The sequence below is a fragment of the Salinivirga sp. genome, from assembly GCF_055145285.1.
Genome location: NZ_JBSRDC010000062.1, coordinates 138,040 through 162,941, shown reverse-complemented (window position 1 = coordinate 162,941; position 24,902 = coordinate 138,040). Strand labels below are relative to the sequence as shown.

19 protein-coding genes are annotated in these 24,902 nt (G+C 38.2%); 5 read left to right on the top strand and 14 right to left on the bottom strand.

Annotated features, from left to right (window positions below; translation table 11 throughout):
• Nucleotides 1-2: 2 nt before the first annotated feature.
• Nucleotides 3-380 carry a DUF1987 domain-containing protein gene (locus ACTB0Y_RS13225; protein WP_463207303.1) on the top strand — a complete coding sequence of 126 codons (378 nt, stop codon included), beginning with the start codon at nt 3-5 and terminating at the stop codon, nt 378-380.
• A 794-nt stretch (nt 381-1,174) separates the two neighbouring features.
• Here the strand turns inward: ACTB0Y_RS13225 and ACTB0Y_RS13220 are convergent.
• Together ACTB0Y_RS13220 and ACTB0Y_RS13215 are read right to left on the bottom strand one after the other, a co-directional pair.
• Entirely contained in the window at nt 1,175-5,500 is a 4,326-nt protein-coding gene (locus tag ACTB0Y_RS13220; protein WP_463207302.1) for a right-handed parallel beta-helix repeat-containing protein, read from the bottom strand.
• A 236-nt stretch (nt 5,501-5,736) separates the two neighbouring features.
• Entirely contained in the window at nt 5,737-7,347 is a 1,611-nt protein-coding gene (locus ACTB0Y_RS13215) for a C1 family peptidase (RefSeq protein ID WP_463207301.1), read from the bottom strand.
• Nucleotides 7,348-7,591: 244 nt separating this feature from the next.
• On the opposite strand from ACTB0Y_RS13215, the gene ACTB0Y_RS13210 reads away from it, so the two are divergent.
• From ACTB0Y_RS13210 to ACTB0Y_RS13195, 4 genes are all read left to right on the top strand, one after another.
• Entirely contained in the window at nt 7,592-8,803 is a 1,212-nt protein-coding gene (locus ACTB0Y_RS13210; RefSeq protein WP_463207300.1) for a carboxypeptidase-like regulatory domain-containing protein, read from the top strand.
• Nucleotides 8,804-8,967: 164 nt separating this feature from the next.
• Nucleotides 8,968-9,507: an RNA polymerase sigma-70 factor gene (locus tag ACTB0Y_RS13205; RefSeq protein ID WP_463207299.1), complete on the top strand. Its 540-nt coding sequence runs from the start codon at nt 8,968-8,970 to the stop codon at nt 9,505-9,507.
• Nucleotides 9,504-10,469 carry a FecR family protein gene (locus ACTB0Y_RS13200; protein WP_463207298.1) on the top strand — a complete coding sequence of 322 codons (966 nt, stop codon included), beginning with the start codon at nt 9,504-9,506 and terminating at the stop codon, nt 10,467-10,469. The genes ACTB0Y_RS13205 and ACTB0Y_RS13200 overlap by 4 nt, the downstream gene beginning before the upstream one ends.
• Nucleotides 10,466-11,956 carry a carboxypeptidase-like regulatory domain-containing protein gene (locus ACTB0Y_RS13195; protein ID WP_463207297.1) on the top strand — a complete coding sequence of 497 codons (1,491 nt, stop codon included), beginning with the start codon at nt 10,466-10,468 and terminating at the stop codon, nt 11,954-11,956. Before ACTB0Y_RS13200 ends, ACTB0Y_RS13195 begins: the two co-directional genes overlap by 4 nt.
• 271 nt (nt 11,957-12,227) lie before the next feature.
• Here ACTB0Y_RS13195 and ACTB0Y_RS13190 read toward each other — a convergent pair whose 3' ends face one another.
• From ACTB0Y_RS13190 to ACTB0Y_RS13135, 12 genes are all read right to left on the bottom strand, one after another.
• Nucleotides 12,228-15,002, bottom strand: a complete 2,775-nt coding sequence (locus ACTB0Y_RS13190; RefSeq protein WP_463207296.1) for a glycoside hydrolase family 3 N-terminal domain-containing protein — start codon at nt 15,000-15,002, stop codon at nt 12,228-12,230.
• A 292-nt stretch (nt 15,003-15,294) separates the two neighbouring features.
• On the bottom strand, nt 15,295-15,675 hold the full coding sequence (locus ACTB0Y_RS13185; protein ID WP_463207295.1) for a hypothetical protein: 381 nt from the start codon (nt 15,673-15,675) through the stop codon (nt 15,295-15,297).
• Between the two features lie 341 nt (nt 15,676-16,016).
• Complete coding sequence (locus ACTB0Y_RS13180; protein WP_463207294.1) at nt 16,017-16,424, bottom strand: hypothetical protein; 408 nt, start codon at nt 16,422-16,424, stop codon at nt 16,017-16,019.
• 194 nt (nt 16,425-16,618) lie between these two features.
• Nucleotides 16,619-17,179 (bottom strand): hypothetical protein, encoded by a 561-nt coding sequence (locus ACTB0Y_RS13175; RefSeq protein WP_463207293.1) that lies wholly within the window; start codon nt 17,177-17,179, stop codon nt 16,619-16,621.
• An 11-nt stretch (nt 17,180-17,190) separates the two neighbouring features.
• Nucleotides 17,191-17,574 (bottom strand): septum formation initiator family protein, encoded by a 384-nt coding sequence (locus tag ACTB0Y_RS13170; protein WP_463207292.1) that lies wholly within the window; start codon nt 17,572-17,574, stop codon nt 17,191-17,193.
• Nucleotides 17,575-17,822: 248 nt separating this feature from the next.
• Nucleotides 17,823-18,344, bottom strand: coding sequence for a YkgJ family cysteine cluster protein (locus ACTB0Y_RS13165; RefSeq protein WP_463207291.1), 522 nt, complete (start codon nt 18,342-18,344; stop codon nt 17,823-17,825).
• A gap of 130 nt (nt 18,345-18,474) precedes the next feature.
• Nucleotides 18,475-19,077, bottom strand: coding sequence for a toxin-antitoxin system YwqK family antitoxin (locus ACTB0Y_RS13160; RefSeq protein ID WP_463207290.1), 603 nt, complete (start codon nt 19,075-19,077; stop codon nt 18,475-18,477).
• Nucleotides 19,078-19,330: 253 nt separating this feature from the next.
• Nucleotides 19,331-20,182 (bottom strand): hypothetical protein, encoded by an 852-nt coding sequence (locus ACTB0Y_RS13155; protein ID WP_463207289.1) that lies wholly within the window; start codon nt 20,180-20,182, stop codon nt 19,331-19,333.
• A 19-nt stretch (nt 20,183-20,201) separates the two neighbouring features.
• Nucleotides 20,202-21,188: a DUF4339 domain-containing protein gene (locus ACTB0Y_RS13150; protein WP_463207288.1), complete on the bottom strand. Its 987-nt coding sequence runs from the start codon at nt 21,186-21,188 to the stop codon at nt 20,202-20,204.
• Nucleotides 21,189-21,480: 292 nt separating this feature from the next.
• On the bottom strand, nt 21,481-21,708 hold the full coding sequence (locus ACTB0Y_RS13145) for a UPF0175 family protein (RefSeq protein WP_463207287.1): 228 nt from the start codon (nt 21,706-21,708) through the stop codon (nt 21,481-21,483).
• 235 nt (nt 21,709-21,943) lie between these two features.
• Nucleotides 21,944-23,344, bottom strand: coding sequence for a DUF4932 domain-containing protein (locus ACTB0Y_RS13140; protein WP_463207286.1), 1,401 nt, complete (start codon nt 23,342-23,344; stop codon nt 21,944-21,946).
• A gap of 409 nt (nt 23,345-23,753) precedes the next feature.
• Nucleotides 23,754-24,872 carry a Fic family protein gene (locus ACTB0Y_RS13135; RefSeq protein ID WP_463207285.1) on the bottom strand — a complete coding sequence of 373 codons (1,119 nt, stop codon included), beginning with the start codon at nt 24,870-24,872 and terminating at the stop codon, nt 23,754-23,756.
• Between the last annotated feature and the right edge of the window lie 30 nt (nt 24,873-24,902).

Genomic DNA, 24,902 nt, shown 5'->3' with positions numbered 1-24,902 from the left:
CCATGGAAGACCTATTTTATGAAGCCACACATTCCACGCCTGGAATTGCTTTAAACAGCAGTACCGGAACTTTTGAATTGTATGGCCGCTCAATACCAGAAAACGCAATGAATGTTTATAAACCAGTGCTTAACTGGCTGGATGAATATTCAGTGCAACCGAAAAAAACTACAACCCTTAATTTTAAAATTGAATTTTTTAATACCAGTTCAAGCAAGTTTATTTTACAAATTCTTAAAAAACTTGAGGAACTACACCGCCAAAACTTTGAAGTGAAAGTGAACTGGTTTTATAACGATGAGGATATTCTTGATTTGGCAGAAGATTACAAGGAACTTGTAAAAATTCCATTTGCCTTTCACGAAGCTGTACTCAAATAAACATGAATTACAATACAAATAAACAGGAGGAAAGAATACTTTATTTTCCTCCTCCTGTTTTGCGCATGAAAACGATATATGCTGAAATAGATATTGATTATTAGTAACTTAACTCTTAAGTCTTTCTCTTTTGGGTGTCTCGTTCTGTTACGTTCAGTTTAATTAAACGGTGTTCCGTAAATCTATGCATTTATGATGATTAATTTCTTTTTTAAAGATTTCTCGCCACGCACGCCACGATAAAAAGACGCCACGAACGCTACGAGTCATCACGTTGCGAACGTTGCGCCTTCGTTGCGGTCGCTGCGTGAAGTATGATTCCAAAACGTTATTAGTAGGAGGTACAATAAAGCCATCCGCATAAAATTTCTGCGGCTGTGGATTGGAATAGAAAAGGCTGAGCTTGCACTTCGTGCAGCGGTTACAGCAGGCTACACTCTCGTAACGAACGGCGAGGTTTGACTTTTTGGACGGCCACCGGGTTCGTGAAATTTAGCCATAATGAGAAGATTTTAGCATTTTTCTGTAAGCGGCGGGTTTTCACCAGTTATCGGATACAGTTTTTGCTTACTCTTTTTGACCTGAAACAAAAAAGTACGATTAAATTGAATATTCCATTTTAACGCATTCTGCAGTATGGGTGCCCCATTGCACAAAACAGGAAATAAACTTGAATTACAATACAAACAAACAGGAGGAAAGAATACTTTATTTTCCTCCTGTTTTATTTTACTACATCCTACTACTTTCCTATATCAACTTTTTGCCAAATAATTCTCCTCATTACAAAATTACTATTCTATAAAAACAAGTTTGGAAATGATAAATTTACCGGTATTGATTTGTAAAACATAAGCTCCCGGCTGATATGACGAAACGTTGAGGCTCACTTTTGGTTTTCCGCCATAATTATTTGTAGCCACGATTTTTCCGCGGGTATCCTGAATACGAATCGACTCAATAGCACCGCCTTCAATGGTAACAGTTTCCTTCGCCGGATTTGGATAAATATGGTAACTTCCTGAAACAGCATCATACTGCTCCAACCCATCAAGATTAATGGTGTAGCAAGATGATGTATCGCGACAACCTAACTGGTCAAGCGCAACCGCGTATGTTCCGCTCTCAGTAACCTCGAACGTTTGATTGAAACCTACTGAAAAGCCGGTATTACAGTTAAACCACTGGTAAATAACGCTACCAGAGGCATTTGCTGTCAATACATTATCTAGAACCGTAACTGATGTGTCAATAGTGTAAACCTCAAGAAAAAGACTATAAACACTGTCGCAACCAAAAATGGTTGTATATTCATCAAAATAATCGCCTTGCTCACTGAAATAGTTCCCCCGCCACAAAATGCTATCACCGTTACATATCGTTTCATCATCATCGTATTCATAAGTAGGATTCACCACAAGATCGAGTTGATATATGCTATCGCAACCGTGTTCCGTTGTATAGTTGTCAAAATAAGTTCCTGCATCGAAATAATAGTTTCCGTGCCAGAAAACGCTGTCGTTATCGCAAATGGATGTTGTTTCAAGATAATGATATGCCGGATTTACAGTCAAATCGAGCATATACATACTGTCGCAACCGTGTTGAGAAACCAGGCTATCGTAGTAAATGCCGGTTTCACTGTAATAATTATCTTGCCACAATACACTGTCGTCGCTGCAAATTGTGTAAACCTGCTCATTATAGAAAGTTGAATTTACAGTCAGGTCGAGTACAAATACGCTATCGCAGCCCAACCCGGTTGTAAGACTGTCGTAATACATGCCGGAAACATGGTAATAATCGTCACGCCAAAATGCACTATCGGTATCACAAATAGCGGTTGTTTCCACAAATTCATAAGCCGGATTTACGGTTAAATCGAGCATAATTACACTGTCGCAGCCATCTACAGACGATAAGCTGTCGTAATAATAGCCGGTTTCGTTGTAATAATTGTCGTGCCACAAAATACTATCATTAGAGCAAATTGTGTACGCTTCAGAGCTAAAAAATGTGGGGTTTACAAATAAGTCAAGCACATAAACACTATCGCAGCCCAAATCGGTTATAAGACTATCGTAATACGTGCCGGCATTTTTGTAATAATCGCCCCGCCAGAGCAGGCTGTCGTTATCGCAAATTGTGGCTGATTCATAGAAACTGTATGCCGGATTAACCGTAAGATCGAGCATGTAAACACTATCGCAGACATACATTGATTCGAGACTATCGTAATAAATGCCGGTTTCATTAAAATAACTTCCGCGCCAAAGCAGGCTGTCGTTGCTGCATATCGTTGATATCTGCTCATCGAGGAATGTTGGATTGTTTTCTAATTGAAGCACATAAACACTATCGCAACCATTAATGCTCAAAAGGCTGTCGTAATAAATGCCCGGTTCTTTGTAATATTCTTCGTGCCATAAAAGGCTGTCATTATCACAAATGCTATAAGTTTCAGAATACGTGTATGTAGGATTGACCGTTAAATTAAGCGTAAACGTGCTGTCGCAGCCAAGTTCTGCCTGCAAATTATCATAGTACGTTCCTGTTTCATCATAAACCTGTCCGTGCCATTCGAGGGTTTCGCTGTCGCAAATAGCGGTATCTTTCACAAACGAATAGGATGGATTGACAGTTAGCGCAACGGTATCCTTTGAGATAATTCCGGCATCGGAATACACATGAACAAAATAGGTGCCTGCCACATCGGTGGCGTAAGTCTGCGTTTTGGTGAGGGTATCCGTACTTCCATCTTTAAACCAGGCATAAGTGTGTCCCACTCCTGCTCCCGCATCGAAGGTGACGGGTGTTCCTTCACAGGTTATTTGGTCTGCTCCAAGTTCAACCACCGGCTTTTCACCGATAATGATATTGTCTACATAAATATACGGTGAGCTTCTTACGCAGGATTGAAACATAAGTTCAAAATTATCTATACTAAGCTGGTTAAGTGGAAAAACTTTGGTTTCAAAGGGTGTAGTGCTGGTGACATGAAATTCTTCCACGCCCTCTACATCGGTCAATTCGGTAGCTCCATCGACTAACACCCGAAACCAGGCCTGCTTTGCTGAGGAGGTTACGTATATCTTCATATCAAACTGTAGCGCCGGATTGGTCATGCCTGAAACATCAACATTGCAGGATGTAGCAAAACCATGAAAATAAGCGTTATCGACCCAAAGTTGGGTAGAATCAGGAGTATCGCCTCCTACCCAGTCCCATAAATGACCGCCTTCACTGGAATAGTCGAACATAAGGCCGTAATTGCTATTATTTGCTGCTGCTGAATTCACATTTACCTGTGCATCGGAGTTAGAAGACCGCTTGAAATAATATGAATCGCCCACTTCGAAATCTTCCTCAAATGGATAGCTATTTATGGAGCCATAACTTTTATAAGCTTTGTTCAGTGAATTATCGTCCGGCAACTCATCATTGGGTTCTTCTACAGAAGCAGTACAAATATATTCATTGGGAACAGCCATATCTACCGTAGCAGTAAAAGTGTATTCCACCGTATCGCCTGCATTCACTGCCTGTGAAACGGTTTCGTTTATAAAAGTTGTACCGCCATCGAGGGTATAACGAACCGGAACAGAGCCATAATTAGCCGTTCCCCTATTCACAAACTTAATAGAAACCGGCTCGGTAGCTGTTAAATCGCAACCAGAAGGCAATACCACATCTACCATAGCCAGATTATACACTTGCGGTGTAAATTCATCGGCACCCATGTCAGGGTTAGCGCCATCGCGCGGCTCACCATCAATATCGGTTGTTTCTAACCCGGCTAACGCAGCTCCATTCAAATTGGTCGAGAACGTATGCAGATCGTCAGGTGCCAGAAACTCCGGGTTTACAGATATAGCATTTGCATTTTGTCCGGAGGTAGTTTGCAAATCGCTTAGTGTTGCACAAGCTGTACCTTTCCATGTGGCTAATTGCGCCCCATCAGTGTAATAATTGTTATAATCAAAATCAACAATGTCATAATCAGAATCGGTATTTATTACCTGCCCACCGGCATAATTTTGAAATACATTATTGTACACATCCGTTTCATCTGATTGAAGTTTCAGACAAATTCCTGATGAATATATGCTATTATGATAAATTTCATAATAATCGGAAAAAGCAATATTAATTCCTGTGCGTTCGCCAATAATAAAGTTATTTGAAATACGCGGATTTACGCTGCCATCATCCTCACCATAATACATTTCAATTCCAGTTGTGCTAAAATTGCTTATTATATTTTGCCGTATATCAATCTGAGCAGAATAATACAAAAATATACCAACGTTCATATCAATAGTAGTTCCTGTAGGAGAATTGGCCAATATTTCATTAGCTTCTATATCTACATTAAAACATTGGTCGCACTTAATTGCAGAATAACTCGGGCTACCCGTAAAAAGGTTGTTGGTAATAATTGCATCGCTGTGGTAAATCAATTCAACTCCCCGCCATACCTGATTATGAAAAATATTACCTGTAATTACAGCATTAACGGCTCTTACAGGCTCATTTATCCCATTCAACAGCAAACCATACCCTCCGTTCAGGAAGTAACAATCTTCTACCCTAAAATTATCGCCTCGGACATCTGTTTCAACGGTTACTAAAAGGTTTTCGGTGTAATTAAAATCTGTGGCCGACAACGATCCGGCAAAGTGGCAATTATAAAACTGAATATCTTGCGAATTACACAGCACAACCATATTGTGATCGTAAATTTCGCTTTGCGAGTGAATTGTAATGTACCGGAAAGTAATATTTTGCGTTGTGTCGAATTTAATGACAAAAGCTGAATCGCCATTAGTTGAAGCATAAGTGAGCTCAACATCAGTACTGTCGTTGGTTGTTGATTGAAAAGTGATATTGTTTGCGGCTGAAGCGCCTGTTATTTCAGGCACCACAACCTGCTCGTTGTAAACTCCCGGTTCAACATTAAACGTTACTGCGGCTGAAACACCTTCCGTACTAAGCGCCTCAACAGCCTCATTAAAAGTACCATAATCGCCAGAGGCGCCGATGGTATAAGAACCACTTAATTGTGAAAAGACATTCAACGAAGTGGCTAAAACAATGGTAAAAGCCAATAGTGTTTTCATTTTGGGATTTTTTTGGTATGATGTTTTAATGTTTAAAGTTAAACTTTAATTATTTTAAATCCAATTTAAATAAGGACACCCAAAAACTGGCAATCAGGTATTTATATATTACTAAGTAGTTTCCAGATAAGTGGGGCGGGCTTCACTATTATTTGCAAAATTTTACAAATACAGCAAAAATAAAAAAGGACTGATCATAAGTAAATGAGCAGTCCCTCTCTTTAAAAAGTACTTTCCTATTGCTTTATCAACTTACCAGTAGTCACACCCTGTTTGGTATGTACCTGGTAAAGATAGATGCCACTTGCAAAGCTGGATATATCCACGTCCACTTGTTCCTGGCTATTAAATGTTACTGTTTTCACAAGCTGACCACTCACATTTAAAATGTAAACCTGTCCGACGCCCACTTTGCCTTTTATAGCAAATGAGACCTGATCTTTAGCCGGTTGTGGCCAAACATTTACATCAATATTTGTACGTGGTTCGGAGATAATACCATTGCCGGCCTCCATACCTTTATCGGCAATAGCTTTAATACAAAAATTGCCTGAATACTGCCAAAAACTATCGCCTTCAGCGTAAAAATCAATCCAGTGCCCCTGATCATCTTTATAGAAACTCTCACCAGCCGATGCCGTTGAATGAACCACTGTGCGGGTATTTTCTGCACACAGCAAAACGGGCACTTCAGATGTGCGATCAAAAGGTTGTCCTCCCTTATCGAACTCCAGTTCCATGTAAAAATCATCGCCTTCGGGGATACCAATCAATTCGGGCAAATCTATAGTATGAAAGCCTTTAAGTTCAATAAAACCTGCAACCTCCCCGAGGCTATTAGAAAGCTCTGTGTCAAAATCATCATAAATGGTGCAGGTATAATTCACACTATCGGCGGCCGTGTAAAAACTTACAGCTTTAAGAGAGATCGAATCCACTGCTGAAAAAGCGTTCATTGCCGTATTCGATTCAGTCCACGTATCGCGCCAACCATGATAATCGTGATAGTAAATGGTATCGAAAAATGGTTCAACGGTATTTGAAAAAGAGATAGCGCCCATTTCAGGCTCCCGGCCAGCCCATTTATCGTAATAAGAAATCCAGAAATATCCATCATAGCCCCATCCTGAGCCCCAACTGTTCTTACACAACCAGGCTCCCGGTTGCGGAGCTCCTGTAATATGGGTATCGTCCCACCCTACAATAGCAATGGCATGATTTGGCAGCACATCGGAACTGGGCGGCTGATAATGGTTGTATGAATAATCTATAAACTGTCCATCATAAGCCATGCATGTTCCCATGACACCATTTTCCATTATTTTGGTCTTAAGTAAATCAATACGTTCCAGGCTATCACCCATGGTAAGCCACTCAATGTTGCGCACGTAAAAGTAATTGTAACTTGATGCAGCACGTCGTGGCATATTCGAATGCCAATAACCTTCAAGGGCAGTATCTTGAATTGCCCCCTCACCTCTCGACAAATAGGCTGAAGTAACCAGGTAGTCGCCGCCATAATGCACTTCAAGACCACTCCCATCATTAGGCATGGTATCCTGGTTAAACTCCTGGTTAAAACCGTTCCACCAGTCAAGATGGTATTCTGCAAGGTTGGGTTCTCCTTCGAGACCGGCATTGGTCCAATTTGCGTTCATCATCAGGTTGCCTTCAATGGCAGCCACGGCTCCGTGTGTCCAGCAGGTGCCATCAATCTGGCTTTTCACTGAAGTAACATAATTTTCGCCGTTATAATCGCGTAAATCAAATTGCTCAGGTAATTCCTGGGCAAAGGAAGAATTTAGAACAAAAAGCGTTAAAAAAATAAAGGTGTAGTAGTGTTTCATAGCGTTTCTTTTTATTGTAAAAGGATAGTATAATACAATTCAAATTTAATAAAATATTCTGATTTTCAAAGCTGTAAGTTAAAGCATATCTACCAGCAATAATTCTGATTGAAACTTTTTTTAGTTTTTTATAGGGTAAAACCATCCTGAAACGTCATTATGGTAAAAGGGCCCAAAAATGTTAAATTTAATCCACAGAATTATGAAACTTAAAAACTCCCATAAAACGTTAAAAGCATCGGTAATGATATTGTTACTGATCGCAGCCTCTGCTTTCCAAACTATTGCCCAACCAGCCACACATACTTATGAGGGTAAAATTATAGACAAGCAGACAGAGGATCCCAAATTTTACGCTTCTGTTGCTATTGAAAACACAAGCATTGGTACGGTGACCAACAGCGAAGGTACATTTGTTTTAAAAGTACCTGAAACCCTCATGGATGCAAATCTTGTGGTCTCTTTTATAGGTTACAAAAATGCTGTAGTACCTATTAAAAGCCTGAAAAAAGATAAGATTAATACCATTTCAATAGAATCCAACAGTATTCAGATATCTGAAATTACAGCCACGCCCAAAGAGCCAGAAACCATCGTAAGGGCTATGTTTCGCAATATCAAAGAGAAATACTATTCAGACCCTGCAATGCTGGAAGCGTTTTATCGTGAAAGTGTAAAAGAGCGTTGGAAATACCAGATTTTGGCAGAAGCAGTGGTAGATATTTATAAAGCTCCGCTGGGCGCCATATTTGGCACCGACCAGGTAAGTATTCAAAAAGGCCGTAAAAAAGTAAATCATAGCGAAATTGATACGCTTTTAGTAAAGCTACGTGGTGGCCCAAGGGTTTTGATGTACCTTGATCTGATAAAAAACCCTTCATTGATTCTGAATGAGGAGTACATGAAATTTTATGAATACGAGCTCGAAGATATTGTAATGGTAAATAACCGCGCGCACTACATTGTCTCATTTAAGCAACTACCACATGTTAATTTTCCGCTGTACAATGGAAAATTCTATGTAGATGTTAAAAAGCTTGCCCTTAAGGAGGCTGTATTCTCCATGAATATGGTAAATGACCTTGAAACACAGAGGCGCTTTATTCGGAAAAAGCCCATTGGAATGATCTTCGAACCACTATCAGCCAACTACCATATTCGTTACGAAAATATTGATGGAAAATGGTTATTCGACTACGCCCGTGCTATCGTAGAGTTTAAATGCGACTACCGCAGAAGGCTCTTCAAAAATAAATACACAATTACATCTGAAATGGTTATTACCGACCGCAAATTTACCAATATTCAGCCCTTCCCGCGCCATCACCGTTTTTACACTAGCGACGTACTCTCAGAAGAGATTGATAGTTTTACCGATGGAGACTTCTGGGGTAGAAAAAACATTATTGACCCGAGTAGCGATATCAGCAAAGCTGTGAAGCAACTTATTAAGTAATAAGTAGGCTGAGCTTTAACATGATTTAGTTTAACAAAAATAATTGTACCTTTATCTGACAAATAAAACCATGGCCAATTCAAATTAACAAACCCGGTAAAGTTTGCCAACCTTTAGAATTTAAAGGCTGGCAGACTTAGGCCATTGGATTATTGCGGTAACGAATGGAAAAGTCTGACAAGCACATAATTAAACAAATAAGAAAAGGAGATAAAACAGCGTTTGAGCACCTGTTCAAAACGCATTATAGCGAACTCTGCCACTTTGCAAATAGTTTTGTGAAAGATCCGGACGAAGCCGAAGAAATTGTACAGGACGCCTTTTACAAATTGTGGCAAAAAAGGAAACAACTAATAATTCAGAAAAACCTCAGAGGGTATTTATACAAAACCATACGCAACAAGTGTACAGCTTATGGCAGACATCTTAAAATTAAACAACAGTACGAGCAAGATCCACACACAGGCCATACACCGGAAAGTCCGCTTGAGTTACTAGAAGCCACACAGTTGGAGAAACTATTTAACCAAACCCTGATGCAACTTCCCGAGCGGTGTCGTAAAATATTTAATCTGAGCCGGCAGCAGGGACTAAAATACAGAGAAATTGCCAATGAATTATCCATATCAATTAAGACCGTGGAAGCAGATATGGGTAGTACCCTAAAAGCCCTAAGAGAAGCACTCAAAACAGCCCAAAAATGAATGATGCATTTCACATACAAGCAGCCCGTTTCTTGTCCGGAGAGTTAAACGCTTCTGAACATGAGGAGTTTGCAGCACAAATAAACCAAAATCCGGAACTCAACAAAGAGTTCCAGACAATAGCACAATACTGGAATAAAATGGATGATCAAAATTCAACCCGGTTCGATTCTGAGCAGGCATGGAGCAATCTGGAGCACAGAATAGCCAACCAGCAAGATGAAAAACGTAAAAAATTCATCAAAGCACCCAAAATGGCCATTGCTGCTGCCATAATTTTGGGATTTGGCCTCCTGGCACTGTTAGTGGCCTATTTTCTGCCCGGACATAACCAAATACGCTATGTGGCAGAGCACCGCATGGAAATAACCCTGCCTGACAACAGTACTGTTATTTTGAAAAAAGGCAGTGAACTTACACTCGATGAGCGGTTCAACAAAAAAACACGCAACACAAATCTTAAAGGCCAGGCATGGTTCGATGTGGAAGCAAATGATGAAAAACCCTTCATAATTGAAGCAGCCAGAACAAACATCGAAGTGGTAGGAACCGCTTTCAGCGTTGACTCACGTCCCAACAGACCGGACCTGATTATAGTAAAATCAGGTAAAGTAAAAGTAAACCATAAATATACTAAAGAAAGCATGGTATTACAGGCCGATGAGTATGCCGAAGCAGACAATAAAAGGTTGTATGCCATTAAAAACGTTAATCCCAACTACCTCAGCTGGGCACTACGGGACTTCTATTTTTCAAATGCCAATTTGGGCTATGTAGCTACAAAACTGGAGGAAGCATTTGGCAAAAATGTGGTTTTCGCTGATTCATCAATTGGAAAAATGCAAATATCTGCTACCTTTAAAAATCAATCCCTGAAAGAAATTGTTGACATTATTTCTGAAACACACAATCTGCAATACACCATTGCGGATGAAAATGTGGTACTAAAACAGAGGAATTGATTGAACGGCGCAGAATATGGTTATTTTTAATTTTGCTTTTACCGGTATTTGCCAATGCCCAGGAAAAAGCAAACGATACGCTTATTTCGTTAAAACTTGAGCAAACCAACATACGGACTGTACTGGACACCATTTCAGCAACTACAGGTTACCTCTTTTCTTACAACAGCAAATACCTGAATGATACCACAGAAATCGACATTAACGTTGATAGTGCTTCTGTGGAGGATATTATTAAGCTAGTGGCCGATGACAGGGAAGTACAATTGGTTCGCAGAAACCGGCATATCATCATTAAAGAAGCACCCGGTAAAAATTATTTTATCCTCACCGGATCGGTCAGAAGCAACGAAGAACCCTTAATTGCAGCCTCAGTGTATCTTAAAAACACATTCCAGGGCGTAATCACCAATGCCGATGGTGAATTTGTACTTAAAATTCAATCGCAATCAAAGAATGACACCCTAGTAGTTTCGCACCTGGGTTATTACAGCATGGAAGTTCCTGTACAAGAAATTCAGAACAAACATATTGATGTAAAGCTTAAAACACACAGCATTAAACTGGAAGAAATTATTGTCAGTGGGGCCAGCGCCCGTACAATTGTTAAAAACATGATGGAAAATCTGACTGGTCATTACCCGCAAAAAGATGTGGCCTACACTGGTTTTTACCGTGAAGAGGTAAAGCGTGGCAACGACTACCAGTATTTTTCAGAAGCAGTGCTGAAGGTTTACAAAAACAATTACCAAAAAACAATTAACACAGAGCGCATCCAGCGTATACAAAGCCGCACCATAAAATCGGCCAGTAAAAAAGACTCGGTTTTGCTAAAAATTAAATCAGGGCTGCGCACATCACTCTACCTCGATGTGGTGCGCAATCGACCCTCATTCATGCATCCGCTTACCTACGAACATTACACCTACAAAATAGAACGCACATCGTACATCAACGGGCAAATGGTGTACATCATTAACTTTAAACCCATTGCAGGGACTAAAGTACGGTACCAGGGCCAAATGGTGATTAATGCAGAAAACTTCGCCCTCGAAGGCGTGGACTTTGCCTATGCCGAATCCCGTAAAGATGCCCTCGAAGAGCTGGTATCGAAACGTTCCAGGGGTGTAAAGAAAAAATTCAACCAGGCCAGTTATAAAGTGCGCTACAAACGCATTGGAAACACCTGGTATTTGCAGCGCACTGAAACGCTACTCTCTGTAAAAGTAAAAAAACGCGGCAATTGGTTTTATAAACCTTACACCTCGCAAACAGCTTTTTACGTAGTAAATACCGATACTACAAACGTGGAGAAACCCAGCAGGCGTGAATCGGTTAATCCGAGTGTGATTTTTTCTGATGAAACCTTTAGTTACGCACCTGAATTCTGGGGACAGTACGACTATTTTAAACCATCAGACAAAGTAATCAATGACCTCAAGAAAATTAAACAGATTGAACGTGCTGTTTCACAAGGCATGGAATAATGCCCTGTTTATTTCCCTGTTTGAACCTTTTTTGCAAAAGTCACCTGAAGCGATATCCGTTTTAAACAGTTTATCCATGAAATTTCTGCAAGAGCACAAATAACTAAATGCCATCAATTATAAAAGACCACATATTTATTGAATTAACAGCTTAACCTGCTTTATTCATGAAGCGAGGACAAAGTACGTACTCAGCTCAACTAATTTTTCGGGTTAATCCGTGTGCTGTTTTTAACCCGGAAACCCGGGTAATTCAATATATTAAGACTGGTTATTTTTTTATGATTTTCTTGAAATACCTTCTGACTCCATCCTTAATTTCAATAAAATAAATACCTGCGGGTAAAGCTTCATTTACAGGAAATGTAAAACTGTTACCACCCTGGATTATTCCTCCATGGTAAAGCTCTTCAACATACTTACCTGTTGCATCAATAAGTTTGATGGAGGCTTTGTGACTGAGTGTATTTGAAAAATCTACTGTAAGTTGGTTGCTTACAGGATTTGGATAAACTTTAATATCCCCGATACGGGTTACAGATTGCTCAATTCGTGTTTCATGCAGTTCAAAATCGAAGTAATTAATATTCAAAGCATTGGTTTGCGCAACCACTTCCATGATGTAGGTGCCGGCTTCCAGGTATTCCCAGGTTGAGAAATCCTGCCAGGTTTGCCATCCATCGGTAGCTGTGTAATCAATTCCGGTTTCTATGGTGTCGTTAAACCTGATGAGTAAGGTACCATTCGAATATCCAGCTAAACGTCCGTTAATTGTATAAAAACCCGATTCAGAAACCTGTATTTTATATTTCATCCAATCGCCCGGATCAATGTACCCTACGTTTTCACCACCGCCCACGTCTGTGCAGGCTTCGGTTTGTACACCTTCCATTTCAAAGAAATGCTCAGCTTCAAGTCTCCCTGGCACAGCATACCAAATACCAGCACCACCTGCGGCATTATGCACATAAAACCCATCGAGGTTGCCAAGTGCAAGTTCCGAAGCAGTAATATCGCTGCCGGAATAAGATATTGTTATTTTTTGTCCCTGTTCAATTACAGTATTTAACGGGAACACGAGTGCACTTTCATCATAACCGGCAATACCTACCCCGCTTAAGATACCGGTGGCAGCGACGCCGTCTATCTCAACTGTAAAATCTGAAACTGTGGCATTCATAGTTGTAATTTCATCTGAAAGCGTCAATATTATTGAATCACCAGCTTTGTTTGTAGTGGCTGCATAAGCCAATAGTTGAGCTGCTCCGGCACTGGCAGGAAATTCCTGCAGACCATGTTTATACTCGTACAAAGGATTATAAAGGCTATCGCCAAAATTGATGGGCACCTGCCACATAGCTTTTGGCCAGGAGTGCGTCAGCATACCCGAAGGTTGATAATCACCGTACAACACTTCTGCTACACCCTGTCCTTCAGTGCCCGGATACCAGGCTGCCAAAATAGCATCGGTATAGGGCAACAATTCGCCCAACACCATCGGACGTCCCGAAACCAATACGGCCACAGTGGGGATTCCGGCTTTTTTGAGCTTTTTCATCAACTGAATATCAGTTTCATCGAGATTTAGCGATGTGCGGTCACCCTCGCCTTCGGCATAGGGTGTTTTCTCACCAACCACGACCACAGCCACATCAGGAGCTGCACTGTAGTTGCCATCGGGCGCGTATGTTATCTCGCTGGTTTCTGCGAGGTTATTTATACCGGTCAGTATATTGGTACCTGTGGTGATATCGCCGTTACTCCCCTGCCATGAGATGGTCCATCCGCCGCATTGTGCGCCAAGGTCAGCAGCCAACTCACCGGCTACTAAAATTGATTGTCCGTTTTTTTGCAGCGGTAAAACATCATTTTTGGCGTTCAACAACACCATGGATTCACGCACCACCTGGCGGGCAACATCTCTGTGCGCCTGCGATCCGAAATCACCGGCAGTTGCATTATCTGCATAAGGTTGCTCAAAAAGGTTGAGTAGTAATTTTTGCTTTAGTATGCGGCGCACGGCATCGTCTATGCGGGACTGGCTCACTTCATTATCATTTACCAGGCTGGTCAAATGGCTAATGAATACTTCGTAGCGATCGGGTACCATCACCATATCGATTCCTGCATTGATGGCCCTTTTTATGGCGGTACGATAGTCCTCATCGATCTGGTCCACTCCTGCCCAGTCTGAAATAACAAATCCTTCGAAGCCCAGTTCATTTTTCAACACATCGGTGAGCAGGTATTGGTGGCCATGCAATTTATCACCATTCCAACTGTTAAATGATGCCATAACAGTTCCAACTCCCTGGTCAATGGCATCGATGTAACCCTGCATGTGAATCTGCCGCAACGAATCTTCAGACATTACGGTATTGCCCTGGTCAATGCCATCGCTGGTTCCTCCATCGCCTACGTAGTGTTTGGCACAGGCAAGAATGGTCTCGTTCAGGCTCAGATTAGTGCCTTGCAACCCGAGTACCGATTCAGCTGCCATAATTTTTTGTATTTCGGGTGTTTCGCCAAAACCTTCATAAGTTCTGCCCCAACGCTCGTTGCGAGCCACGGCTATACATGGTGCAAAGGTCCAGTCGATACCGGTGGCAGCCACCTCTTTTGCGACTATTTCGTTTGCCGTTCTAATCAGCTCAGGGTTCCAGGTACAGCCCATTCCGATGTTGTGCGGAAAAATTACGGCTCCCTGCACATTATTGTGTCCGTGCACGGCATCAATGCCATAAATAAGCGGAATACCCAAATTACTTTGCAATGCTATGCTCTGATAATTGTCGTACATACTGGCCCAACCCTCCTGGCTATTGGATGCTGGCGATGAGCCGCCTCCACTGAGCAACGAGCCTATACTGTAGGTGGCAATATCCTGGTCATTTATCAATGCATTGCGTTCCACCTGGGTCATCTGCCCGATTTTCTCCTCAAGTGTCATTAAGTTTAAAATACTGTCTGCCTGCTGGTCGATGGTCTGGCCAATAACGCTTATGCTAATAACAAGAACCGTAAAAAATATAGAAATATGCTTCATCAGTTGTTCAGTGTTTGTGTACTTTCGTGAGCGAAAAATGCTCAATTTGGATTAAATTAAGCGCTAAAAATAATCATTTCTTTGAAGGTTAGATAACTTCGCTATTGTTTATCTATAATTTTTTAAGACAAGCGGTGTCGTGCTGATTTAAAGATTGTTTCGATTATGCCTTGTCATACCCGGATTAAATTAAAGAAATGGCAACGAAAACATAAGCTAGCCCCGTGTTCTATAAATACTGACAAATAAAAAAGGAATTTAATACAGATAAATACTTTCTCAAAAGTGCTACTTATCCTATCTGATCTTTTTTTAAATCTTTAAGGTAAGACTCCAAAATACCCCTGCCGGCTTTAAACAGTTCATCATCGAAGCGTATACCTCTTATGGAGCCCGATTTTACCTTATATAAGTTTTCTATATCATCAACTGTTTTCGTGATCCATGCGGCATCTCTCAAACGCTTCTCAACCAGCACACACACCTTGCTGATGTATTCAAAATCATTCTCTGTAAGATTGCCCACTTTTGCCTGGTCGAAATTTTTAGGATTAACTCCCAAATCAAGCTCCGACTCAAATTGCGCAATTTTAATAGTTTTTTTGAACAAAGGGCCATTGTTTTTTAGCTCCTGAACCGTTTTTATTGTTCTATTTTTTTTTGCCTCGTTCATGTGTATTCCTTTTTGCCGGAACTATACAATTGCCGCCAGAAACTGGACAACCAAGCATGTCCTTCATTTCAACGAAAAATTTACAGCAAGGTAAAACTTCATTCTATAAATTTACAACGCATTACACGAATACGAAAGTTTTTCTTTGATTAAATCAGATCAACAAAACCTTTTAAGTGGATAGCTGGCCGTTCACAATTTCATGGAAATTAAAAGGGTCACTTCATAAAGTTGTGGAGTGAAGTTAAACTGCCAAAAAAGCCTTACCAAAAATAGAACGCGGATTACACTGTCAATATCAATAAAAAAACAGGCAATTTATAAAACCGCCTGATGTCATGTCAATAATTTTCTTTTTCCAGTTCTTCCAGGTAATGCTCCAAAATACCCCTGCCACTTTTGAATAACTCATCATTGAACCGTATACCTTTTTGTGTTCGTGAATGTGTTCGGAATTTCTGCTCAATTGCTTTCAGTGTATTGGTAATCCATGCCGAATTGCTCATACGTTGCTCTGCCAGCAGGCATACCTTGCTGATGTATTCAGTATCCCGCTCTGAAAGTTTACTAACATCGGCCTGATCGAAGTTTCTTGGATTGACACCCATATCGAGTTCTGATTCGAATTGGGCAATGTTTAAAACCTTCTCATACAAACCCTCATGGTGCTTCAATGCTTCAACAGTAGTAATTTCGTTATATGGACTATTCTCCCGCATTTCGACTAAAAAAAATACTTCAGTAACCAAATTTACAATTCATTAACAGAAAAACCAACTTTTTTATTAAACATTATTATAATTACAGTCGCACTCACAAATTAATAAACTGTTAAACAAAACATACCGGCGAAAATCGAAACATCCCTAACTTAGTATACAAGAATACTTCAGAAAAGTAAATACCTGGTTACAGCATTGTGCCGGAATTTATTATACGTTTATCATATCAGCAACAAAATAAGTGCACCTACAACAACGCCTCCGCCAAAAGCCGCAAACTTATCTTTTACACCATTCCACCACACGCCTCTTGTTTTTTTCTGCAGTTGGTTTATATCTTTTTCCTGTTCCAAAATCAGGGTTTGCTGCTTTTTTTGTATTTGTTGCAGTTTAGAGTTTTCGTTTTGTAACCTGTCATTAATTCGGTTCAAATTTTCAATTGACCTTTTAAAAGACTGTGCAATAGAGACGCTATCCACCACAGCCCGCTTTTGCAAGCTATCGATATAAGCATTAAGTGCTTCGAGTTTACCAGTATTCGATATTAAAAGCGCCTCCAGCGAATCGTTTATGCTTCGCATGCGCAATAGTTCCAGTCTTCGTTGTTTCACCACTTGCCCGCTCGAATAGCTCAAAACGTAAGCCGTATCTGCTTTTATCGATACCAGGTCTCCGTTGGTGACCACAATTGCCTTCGATCGCGCCTTAAAATCGATGGTTTCCTGCGTTTTGGCAACGGTTGCCAGTAAACAAAGAAGCAACAGCAATATTAAATTCTTCATTTCCAGATGCTTTAAGGTATTATGGGTTCCAATGAATCATTTGTTGTGGCACTATCCGATGCATGTATAGCCTCATTGGTTTGGGCTACAATGTCAGCTATTTCACTGTTTATTATACCGAAAGCTGCAATATAATTCGCTACTACACCGGCCACCTCATCATTGATGGTATTTAAGTCGCCAATAGCCACATTAAGTGAATCGGCCACCTGCATGTATTGCACCAAAGAGGCTTTAAGTTTTTTGTTCTCCGTTTGAAGTTTTTTGTTGTTTTTTTCTATCTGGTGGGCCTCAGACCTGAGCTCTTTTAGCTCAGCCCTTCCCCTGAAAAAGAAGATCAGTAATACAGCTATGATTATGGCCAGGGCAACCACCAAAACTTTATCTCTTTGCATAACTTGTTTTATTTGTTCCTAAAATTAAGAAAGTCTGCAAAATTAAACAATGATTCTTTTGGCTTATGCACAAAAAAATAATTGTCGCCTGATCAGCAGGGTTAAAACGACTGACAAAAATCGTATTGAGCATTAGAATTTATGAAGTTAGCAGAGATTTTCAGGACATTTGAACAGAAAGCCCTCTGTACTTTGTGGGATGAACGAAGACGCTTGTTCACCGTTTCAGGCTTTGGACGAATCCCACGTTACAAAATTTTGCTACTCTGTGATCTAAATCCCAGTTCCATTTTTAATCGCTCATACAAATTGAATACAATCGGACAAATCCCATAATTATCTATCACTCCCCAAAGTCTGCAAACAAACTCATCTTTATGGGTGTGGGGATAAGATCGGCACTCTTCGGGTCGGTCAGGATAAATTGTACATTTTTTATTTCGAAGATATTTACACGGCGTATCTTTTAGATATTTAATATCATCATCTGATAATTCTACAAATTGTTTTTCAAAGTCATCCGGTGAAATCTTATCAATCCTGGACAGGCGCAAAATCTCTGCCTCAGAAACACCTGGTATCAAAACATTACAACAATTGCCGCATTCGGTACAATCAATCTGTGCGACAATTTCATCATGAAGTCTATGCACAACTTCATCGACTTCATCTATTTCTTTTCCTTTTAGAAAGGCTCGAAAATCAAAGTTTTCAATTTCCCGCTCTCTTCCTAGTCGTTTTATTACTTCCAAATCTAATTCCAGTTCCATTTATCTGTTTTTTTATGTGCTCAACCAGGCGCTTGCATATCACAGTTAGCATTAAGCTGGTAACCATTTTATCGCTAAACAACCCGCACCTATTTGGAGCAGCCCGGAGCGGGGTGCCGTTTTTCGGCGATCATTCAGAAGCCTCCAACTCACGCCTAACTCTATCAATGTCAATTGCTTGATTGATTATTATGTCGGTATTGAATTTTCGATCGCGATACTTTGCGCCAGTATCATAAAATTCAGTGCCTTCGAAGAACTGTTGACTTTGATCAATCTTGCCTTTATACTTCATTTCCCCATTGGGATGAAACTGTACAAAAAGCCCGTTTATCGTATCATTATGAACCATTGTTAAGCATTTTAATCCATCTTTTTGATAAACCTTAAGAGGTCCATTCATCACACCATTTTTTAAAACCACTTCATACAAAAGATCTCCGATAACCAGCGTATTTTCCGGTCGTTTTTTCCTCAGGTTATAGGTGTAAATCTTCCAAATACCATGTTTTTCACCATTTATATAATCTCCTGTTTTCCATAACTTTTTCCGTACCACGGTATCGAACCTGTCGGTTCGAAGATTCTCAAACACCAGGGTATCGTATTTATAATACTTCCAAAGGCCTTGTTTCAGACCTCTTGAATCTGTGCGGTTCACAGTGGCATCCTCTTGCGAAAACAAAGCAAGCGATGAAAAAACAAGCGTTATAACCAAAATTGTTTTATGCATGTATCTAAAAAGCTATTATATTATTTTACCTGATGTTTTAAAACGGCAAAATACAATATTATATTAAATTTTCTAATGATTTTTTATGAATCAGCCTATTCGCATTATAGATCGCCTGCTGAGATAATCGATAGAACGGTTGCGGTATGAAACGTTGGGGATTGCGGGCTACTTTTCTGTCCAGTTACACTGAACTTTATGCGGGGAAGAATGCTTGCGTAATCACTTAATCCCCAATGTTTTATACCGCGTGTTAGCGGCTGGCAATTTTTAATATCTCTCCCCATATCAATTTATTTTCTTCAGTTCTTATTGTTTCTTTTGTTTCAAAATGCTGATATTGTTTTTCTCCAACTTTCTTGAATTTGTCATGTGTCGCATTAATAAAACGCAATTTCTTTTTTACTGAATCTGGTTTGATTGCAAAATTTAAACCCTCAAATTGTCTTTGTAATGATGGATAAACAATACCATCTGATGATTCTAAAGCTAATTGAGCAAATGCACAACTAATTTTATAATAATTTGAATTTCCCATAGTATTGTAGGCGAATTCGTTTGAAATAAAATTTAGCATTTCTAAGACTTTATCAGAATCATTTTGAAATAATTCTTTAGTAAAACTCTCAATATCAATATTAAATCTGTTTACTAATTCGTTATTTTCATGAGCATTTTTATTTCCAATTATAAGAGTAAGCTTTAGCTCTTTAATTGATTCCCAATGGCTTGTTGTAATTGATATTTCATCAATATCCTTATAATTTTCTCCTCGAAATGCTTTACTCGTTTCACTGATTGCTGTTGGTCTTACATCAGCACAGTAAAAAATCGATTGATTTGGTTCATTTGCTCTTCCAAATTCTTTGATATTTTCTAAATCTTGTCGAAATGATAGTCTATCAACTGTCTGAAATACCTCATTGTCAAAATTATTACAGCATCTATGTAATCTGATTCCTGGTTCGAATATTTTACTTGGTAAAGCTATTTGAACTAAATTCTCTTTAATTATTCTATTTATTGCGGTATAAGCACCATCATTGTTCAAGTCAATTATTTTTAATCTACTTAAGGCAAGTTTTATTTCCGATAATTCTTTCATAGTAAGATGAATATGGTTTTTACCATTTAAAGGGATTAAATATTAAAAGCAATATAAATAACAAAATAGATATACCACCAGTTAATAAAGAAAACTTAATATAATCTTCTTCAATTTTCCAATCTCTTTCTGAGATTTCATAATACCAACCTTCAGATTTATAGAATACCTTTCTATAATTATTATAAACATTACCTTCTCCACTTGACCACCAATGTGAGGAATACGGAGAAGAAGGTTTTTCAGTATTCTCTAAATAATAATAATCATTTTTTAAATATTTAAAGTTTTCAATCAATTCATAGTACCCACTTGAATAACAACCAGAATTTTCTTCTAAAATATAATCATATGCAGAATTATAGGCTTCTTGAACTGTTCCTCTCCAATAATTTGTAGAAATATATGCCATATCAGTGGATGTAATAACTTCCAATTCAAAGCCTAAATCAATTTTCTTTAACTTTTTAAATGTAAATCCACCTTCATCGCAATAAAATTTTTCTATAATTCCTTCTTCTTTTGCCTTCTCGTATTTATCCATTTCTATTGAGTATTCAAAATCAAAATCTTTATTAGGGTCTTTAACAGGTCTTTTTATTTTTTTTAACTCACCTTTAACACCATATTTTACCCCATCACAAATAATTGTTTTCCCATTAAATACTCTTTCAATTCTATCAGAAAGTTCTTCTTTAGATTTAGCTTTGTTGCTTTCAATTATGAAATATACTATTATGAAAGAGATGATTAATAAAAATAATAAAGTAAGAAATGAGTAACCTACTTTTTTAGATTTTTTCTTTTTTTCAGTTTCAGGTTTAATGTTTTCAGGTAAAGGTGGAGGAATTATTTTCAATAAATCAGGAAAATCTTTTAATGGTTTCCAATTATCAAAACCTTCAGTCCAGATTAAAGTTTCGTGACTTAAATTTAGATTTATAAATTCCTCTTCAGTAAAAGGGCCTTTCTTTTCAGGGCCATCTAAATAATAGTATTTTTTCATAGTTTTTTAATTTAAGGCTCTGTTATTTTGTTTCTTTGCTTGCCGCTAACTTCTGTCTATTGACAAGTCTCCAAAATCATTGTCAATAGCATTCCATTTTCCGGAGAAAAGCGAACATTTGATGTTCGGTTATCTGATTTTGGTAAACGTTTAGTAAACGCCTGATGACACAAATCAAATTTAACAAAGTTTGTTGGGGATTCCTATTTTTTGGTAAAAAACAGTGTGCGGTCAGTTTGTAAGAAAACCACACGTGAGGTCACGTACGGTAGCGGGGGGGGGAATAACTATTTTAGGCATTTTCAATTTCGTTATGTAAGTCAGAAATTGAAGTACTAAAAACAGATACTCCGTATTTACCTAATAACTCGATAAATGCTCGTTTTGATAATCCTGCTATTTTTGCAGCGTCGCCGGCCGACAATTTCTCGTCTTCGTATAATTTTGAAGCAACTATCATTGAAAAATCATAGTCCTTTAAATCAACATTATCAGGTATGTTTAATTGAATAGTTCTCATAATTCCTCTTTTAACCAAAAATACAAAAAAAAACATGAAATACCCACTTGCAATGCTCAATTCTGCTTGCTCCTAACGTTTAGCTATATGCGCCTGAGCGGGATTTCAAGGTACAATCCTGTCAAATTGCAGAAAAGTTTAATAGAATTACAAACATTCAAATACGCTATATCCCCCGCATGGCGTATATAGCCTGTTGTGTGCTGCCCTTTCATAACTCTTATTTAAACTTTTATTATTTAGTTTTAAAATCTAAATAAACAGTATTTTTTGCATTTATTCCTTCCTCGCTAAAAAACCATTTAGCAGGAAATGCTATTGAATATTTTTTATTTTTTTTCAACTTAACATCTAAAATCCATTCCCTTTTTGTTTCTTCATTCCATTTTGCTCCAATAACTTCAGGAAAATAGTCCTTGCCTTTTTTTCCATAAGTAGAACCGTTTGCACCAGTATCCATTTTTTTATTAAAACTTACGATTATTTGTGATGTTGTTGCAGCGTCAACGTCTTGTTGATTATTTTTAATATTCTTGACAGACATTATAGGCATATGCTTTTCCTGCTCTTCGACCATCTTTTGAGGATTTAACTCATTTTGAGCTTTTATTATTTCTGGCATATAGCTTTTTAAGCTTGGGTATTGTTTGCGATTCTGTTCATAATTTAATAGAGAATTGTATAATTCTTCAATCCAGACAAATCCGTTTCTTTTCTCCTTAGAAAAATATTTTTGGAGATTTACCGGATAATGATCTGCCATGTATTTGATAACACTTGCTCTTACCAATATCTCAAACAACATTGTTTGTGAGCTTCCATATGCTTGTCTGTTTAATACTTCTTGCCTAATTTTGTAAAACTCATCTGCTTTTTCCTTCATTTTGTCATAGTTCTCAATAATTAAATGATTGCAAAATGAGTGGCAAAATTCGTGAATTACTAACTCTAAAACTCTGTGGTTGTTAAAGACCGGGTTGTTCAAACTATCAACTGAACAGCCGATTATAGAGTACAAATCCTCTTCATTTTTAATATATTTAACTCTAGCACCATAATTATTTCCTCCATTAGACAGGCTAATCACAAGATTATAATTGCCTTCAGGTACTTCACCATAGAATTGCTTGTACCATCCCATATCTACTTTCTTGAAATTTTCAGTTGCTGACTGTTCGACTTGCTCAATAAAGGCTGAATGACTTACAAAAAACTCATGAAATTTTGATGTTGTGTAAAAATCATTTAATAATTCAATAAAACGTGGGAGGGAATCCCTGTTCCAGCGATATTCTAAACTGCTTTCTTTCACATTTGGAATTAACGAAATTTTTTTATCAACTATTTGCAAATGAACAGCCAAACTCATTGGTGCATTGTAACCTACTTTGTAATTTTCACGATACATTTTGCAATAATCGATGATCTCATGATTTTTGTATGGCTCAAAATACTTGTCCAAACTATTCACATAGAATGGAATTTCATGTTTTACATACTCTTTTGCATTTGCCAATCGAAAAATTGTACTTAACAATTCACAACGCTCATCAACTTTTGCGTTTAATTCAATTTTTTGTGCAAAAATGAATGAGCTTACTATCAAAAATACTGTTAGAAGTGCTACTCTTTTCATACTTGTTAATTATTTATACTCTATGTCTTAAAATCTAATATTTTTCCGAATGCTTCCTACTTTGGGTTGCACACAACTAACGACTAACTCCAACAACTGCAATCAATCTTCCTCATATCCACCTACCGTTTATTGGCTAACTGCAACCTTTGGATGCGGCTAGTTGTTTTTGGTAAACGTTTAATAAACGCCTGCCGTAACCATCCAAATTTAACAAAGGTTGTTGGGGATTCCTATTTTTTCGTGAAAAAACAGTGTGCGGGTAGTTTGTAAGAAAACCACACGTGGGGACACGTGCGGTAGCGGGGGGCTCCAACCTATCAAGCCGATATGATTTTTAATAAATGTACAAAAGTTTAAATTACCTACTTTGCCCCGCATTACGTATATTTTTTGTTAGGCTTTGTTGCTAATGTCCTTCTAATATTCTTATTAAATCTTCGTTAATATAAAAAACTTCTACACCGTCTTTTCTTGGCGTTAATATTTTATAATTGACTAATTCATTCATATATTTAGTCAAAGTAGTCCTTGAGGTTTTTCCAATTATTTCGCCAATCAAACTAGGCTTAATGTATGGTTGACCGAATATCGCTTCATTTACTTCTTTGTTATACCATTTAATTTTTCCTTTTGCATATTCAAGGGTTGATTCCATTTGCAGTAAAATCTCGTTAATCCTGGTATTTGTTAATAAAGAAGTCTTTTCTGTTGCTTCTAACATAAATTCAATCCATGATTCCCATGAGTTTCGTTGAGTTACTGCTCCCAATTTAAAATAATAATCCTCTTTGTTTAGGATAATGAATTTTGACATGTATAAGATTGGTTGACTCAACAATCCCTTACTAAATAAATATAAAAGATTCAAAATCCGACCGGTTCGACCATTACCGTCTTGAAATGGATGGATTGCTTCGAACTGATAATGTGCAATACACATTTTTAATAATGGGTCTATTGGATACTTTTCATCATCATTTAAATATTCAACCAAATTATCCATTAGAGTTTCTATCAATCCTTCCCCTATCGGAGGTGTGTAAATAATTTCCCCGGAACGAAATTCACTTTCCCCCCGTTTTATTACAACTTGAGACTGGGGAGGTCTATAACCAGATTTAGTTTCCTTTATTTGGTTAAAAATCCGTGTAATTAAATTCGTGTCAATTGTCTGATTTTCCTGTAATTCTTTGTAACCAGCCCAAAGTGCTTCTCTGTATTTTAACACTTCTTTGGTAGCTGGATTTACATTTGTTTCTTTATATGTGTCAGAAATTGCTTTATAGAGCTCGTCCTCAGTTGTGAAAATATTTTCAATTTCTGTTGATGTTTTTGCTTCTTGTAGGGCTAATGTATTTATCAACATTAATGGATTCGGGAGTCTGTTTAAATTACCATTAACAGTTGCTAAAGCTCTCGATGCCAATACTAATCGCTTTAGAATTACAGGATTGTTTTCAACATCCTGATTAGGAGGTAATAACGGCAATTTATTGTAAGGTATTTTCCTATCAAAGTTTTCCATTTTAATATTTGTTCATTTTTTCGTTTTTTA

What these genes read in the sequence shown, in the direction of transcription:
- ACTB0Y_RS13135 (WP_463207285.1), bottom strand. Translation starts at nt 24,872, where the DNA reads ATGGAAAACTTTGATAGGAAAATACCTTACAATAAATTGCCGTTATTA.
- ACTB0Y_RS13160 (WP_463207290.1), bottom strand. Translation starts at nt 19,077, where the DNA reads ATGCATAAAACAATTTTGGTTATAACGCTTGTTTTTTCATCGCTTGCT.
- ACTB0Y_RS13150 (WP_463207288.1), bottom strand. Translation starts at nt 21,188, where the DNA reads ATGAAAAAATACTATTATTTAGATGGCCCTGAAAAGAAAGGCCCTTTT.
- ACTB0Y_RS13205 (WP_463207299.1), top strand. Translation starts at nt 8,968, where the DNA reads ATGGAAAAGTCTGACAAGCACATAATTAAACAAATAAGAAAAGGAGAT.
- ACTB0Y_RS13155 (WP_463207289.1), bottom strand. Translation starts at nt 20,182, where the DNA reads ATGAAAGAATTATCGGAAATAAAACTTGCCTTAAGTAGATTAAAAATA.
- ACTB0Y_RS13210 (WP_463207300.1), top strand. Translation starts at nt 7,592, where the DNA reads ATGATATTGTTACTGATCGCAGCCTCTGCTTTCCAAACTATTGCCCAA.
- ACTB0Y_RS13200 (WP_463207298.1), top strand. Translation starts at nt 9,504, where the DNA reads ATGAATGATGCATTTCACATACAAGCAGCCCGTTTCTTGTCCGGAGAG.
- ACTB0Y_RS13190 (WP_463207296.1), bottom strand. Translation starts at nt 15,002, where the DNA reads ATGAAGCATATTTCTATATTTTTTACGGTTCTTGTTATTAGCATAAGC.
- ACTB0Y_RS13225 (WP_463207303.1), top strand. Translation starts at nt 3, where the DNA reads ATGGAAGACCTATTTTATGAAGCCACACATTCCACGCCTGGAATTGCT.
- ACTB0Y_RS13215 (WP_463207301.1), bottom strand. Translation starts at nt 7,347, where the DNA reads ATGAAACACTACTACACCTTTATTTTTTTAACGCTTTTTGTTCTAAAT.
- ACTB0Y_RS13170 (WP_463207292.1), bottom strand. Translation starts at nt 17,574, where the DNA reads ATGCAAAGAGATAAAGTTTTGGTGGTTGCCCTGGCCATAATCATAGCT.
- ACTB0Y_RS13220 (WP_463207302.1), bottom strand. Translation starts at nt 5,500, where the DNA reads ATGAAAACACTATTGGCTTTTACCATTGTTTTAGCCACTTCGTTGAAT.
- ACTB0Y_RS13165 (WP_463207291.1), bottom strand. Translation starts at nt 18,344, where the DNA reads ATGGAACTGGAATTAGATTTGGAAGTAATAAAACGACTAGGAAGAGAG.
- ACTB0Y_RS13140 (WP_463207286.1), bottom strand. Translation starts at nt 23,344, where the DNA reads ATGAAAAGAGTAGCACTTCTAACAGTATTTTTGATAGTAAGCTCATTC.
- ACTB0Y_RS13145 (WP_463207287.1), bottom strand. Translation starts at nt 21,708, where the DNA reads ATGAGAACTATTCAATTAAACATACCTGATAATGTTGATTTAAAGGAC.
- ACTB0Y_RS13185 (WP_463207295.1), bottom strand. Translation starts at nt 15,675, where the DNA reads ATGAACGAGGCAAAAAAAAATAGAACAATAAAAACGGTTCAGGAGCTA.
- ACTB0Y_RS13175 (WP_463207293.1), bottom strand. Translation starts at nt 17,179, where the DNA reads ATGAAGAATTTAATATTGCTGTTGCTTCTTTGTTTACTGGCAACCGTT.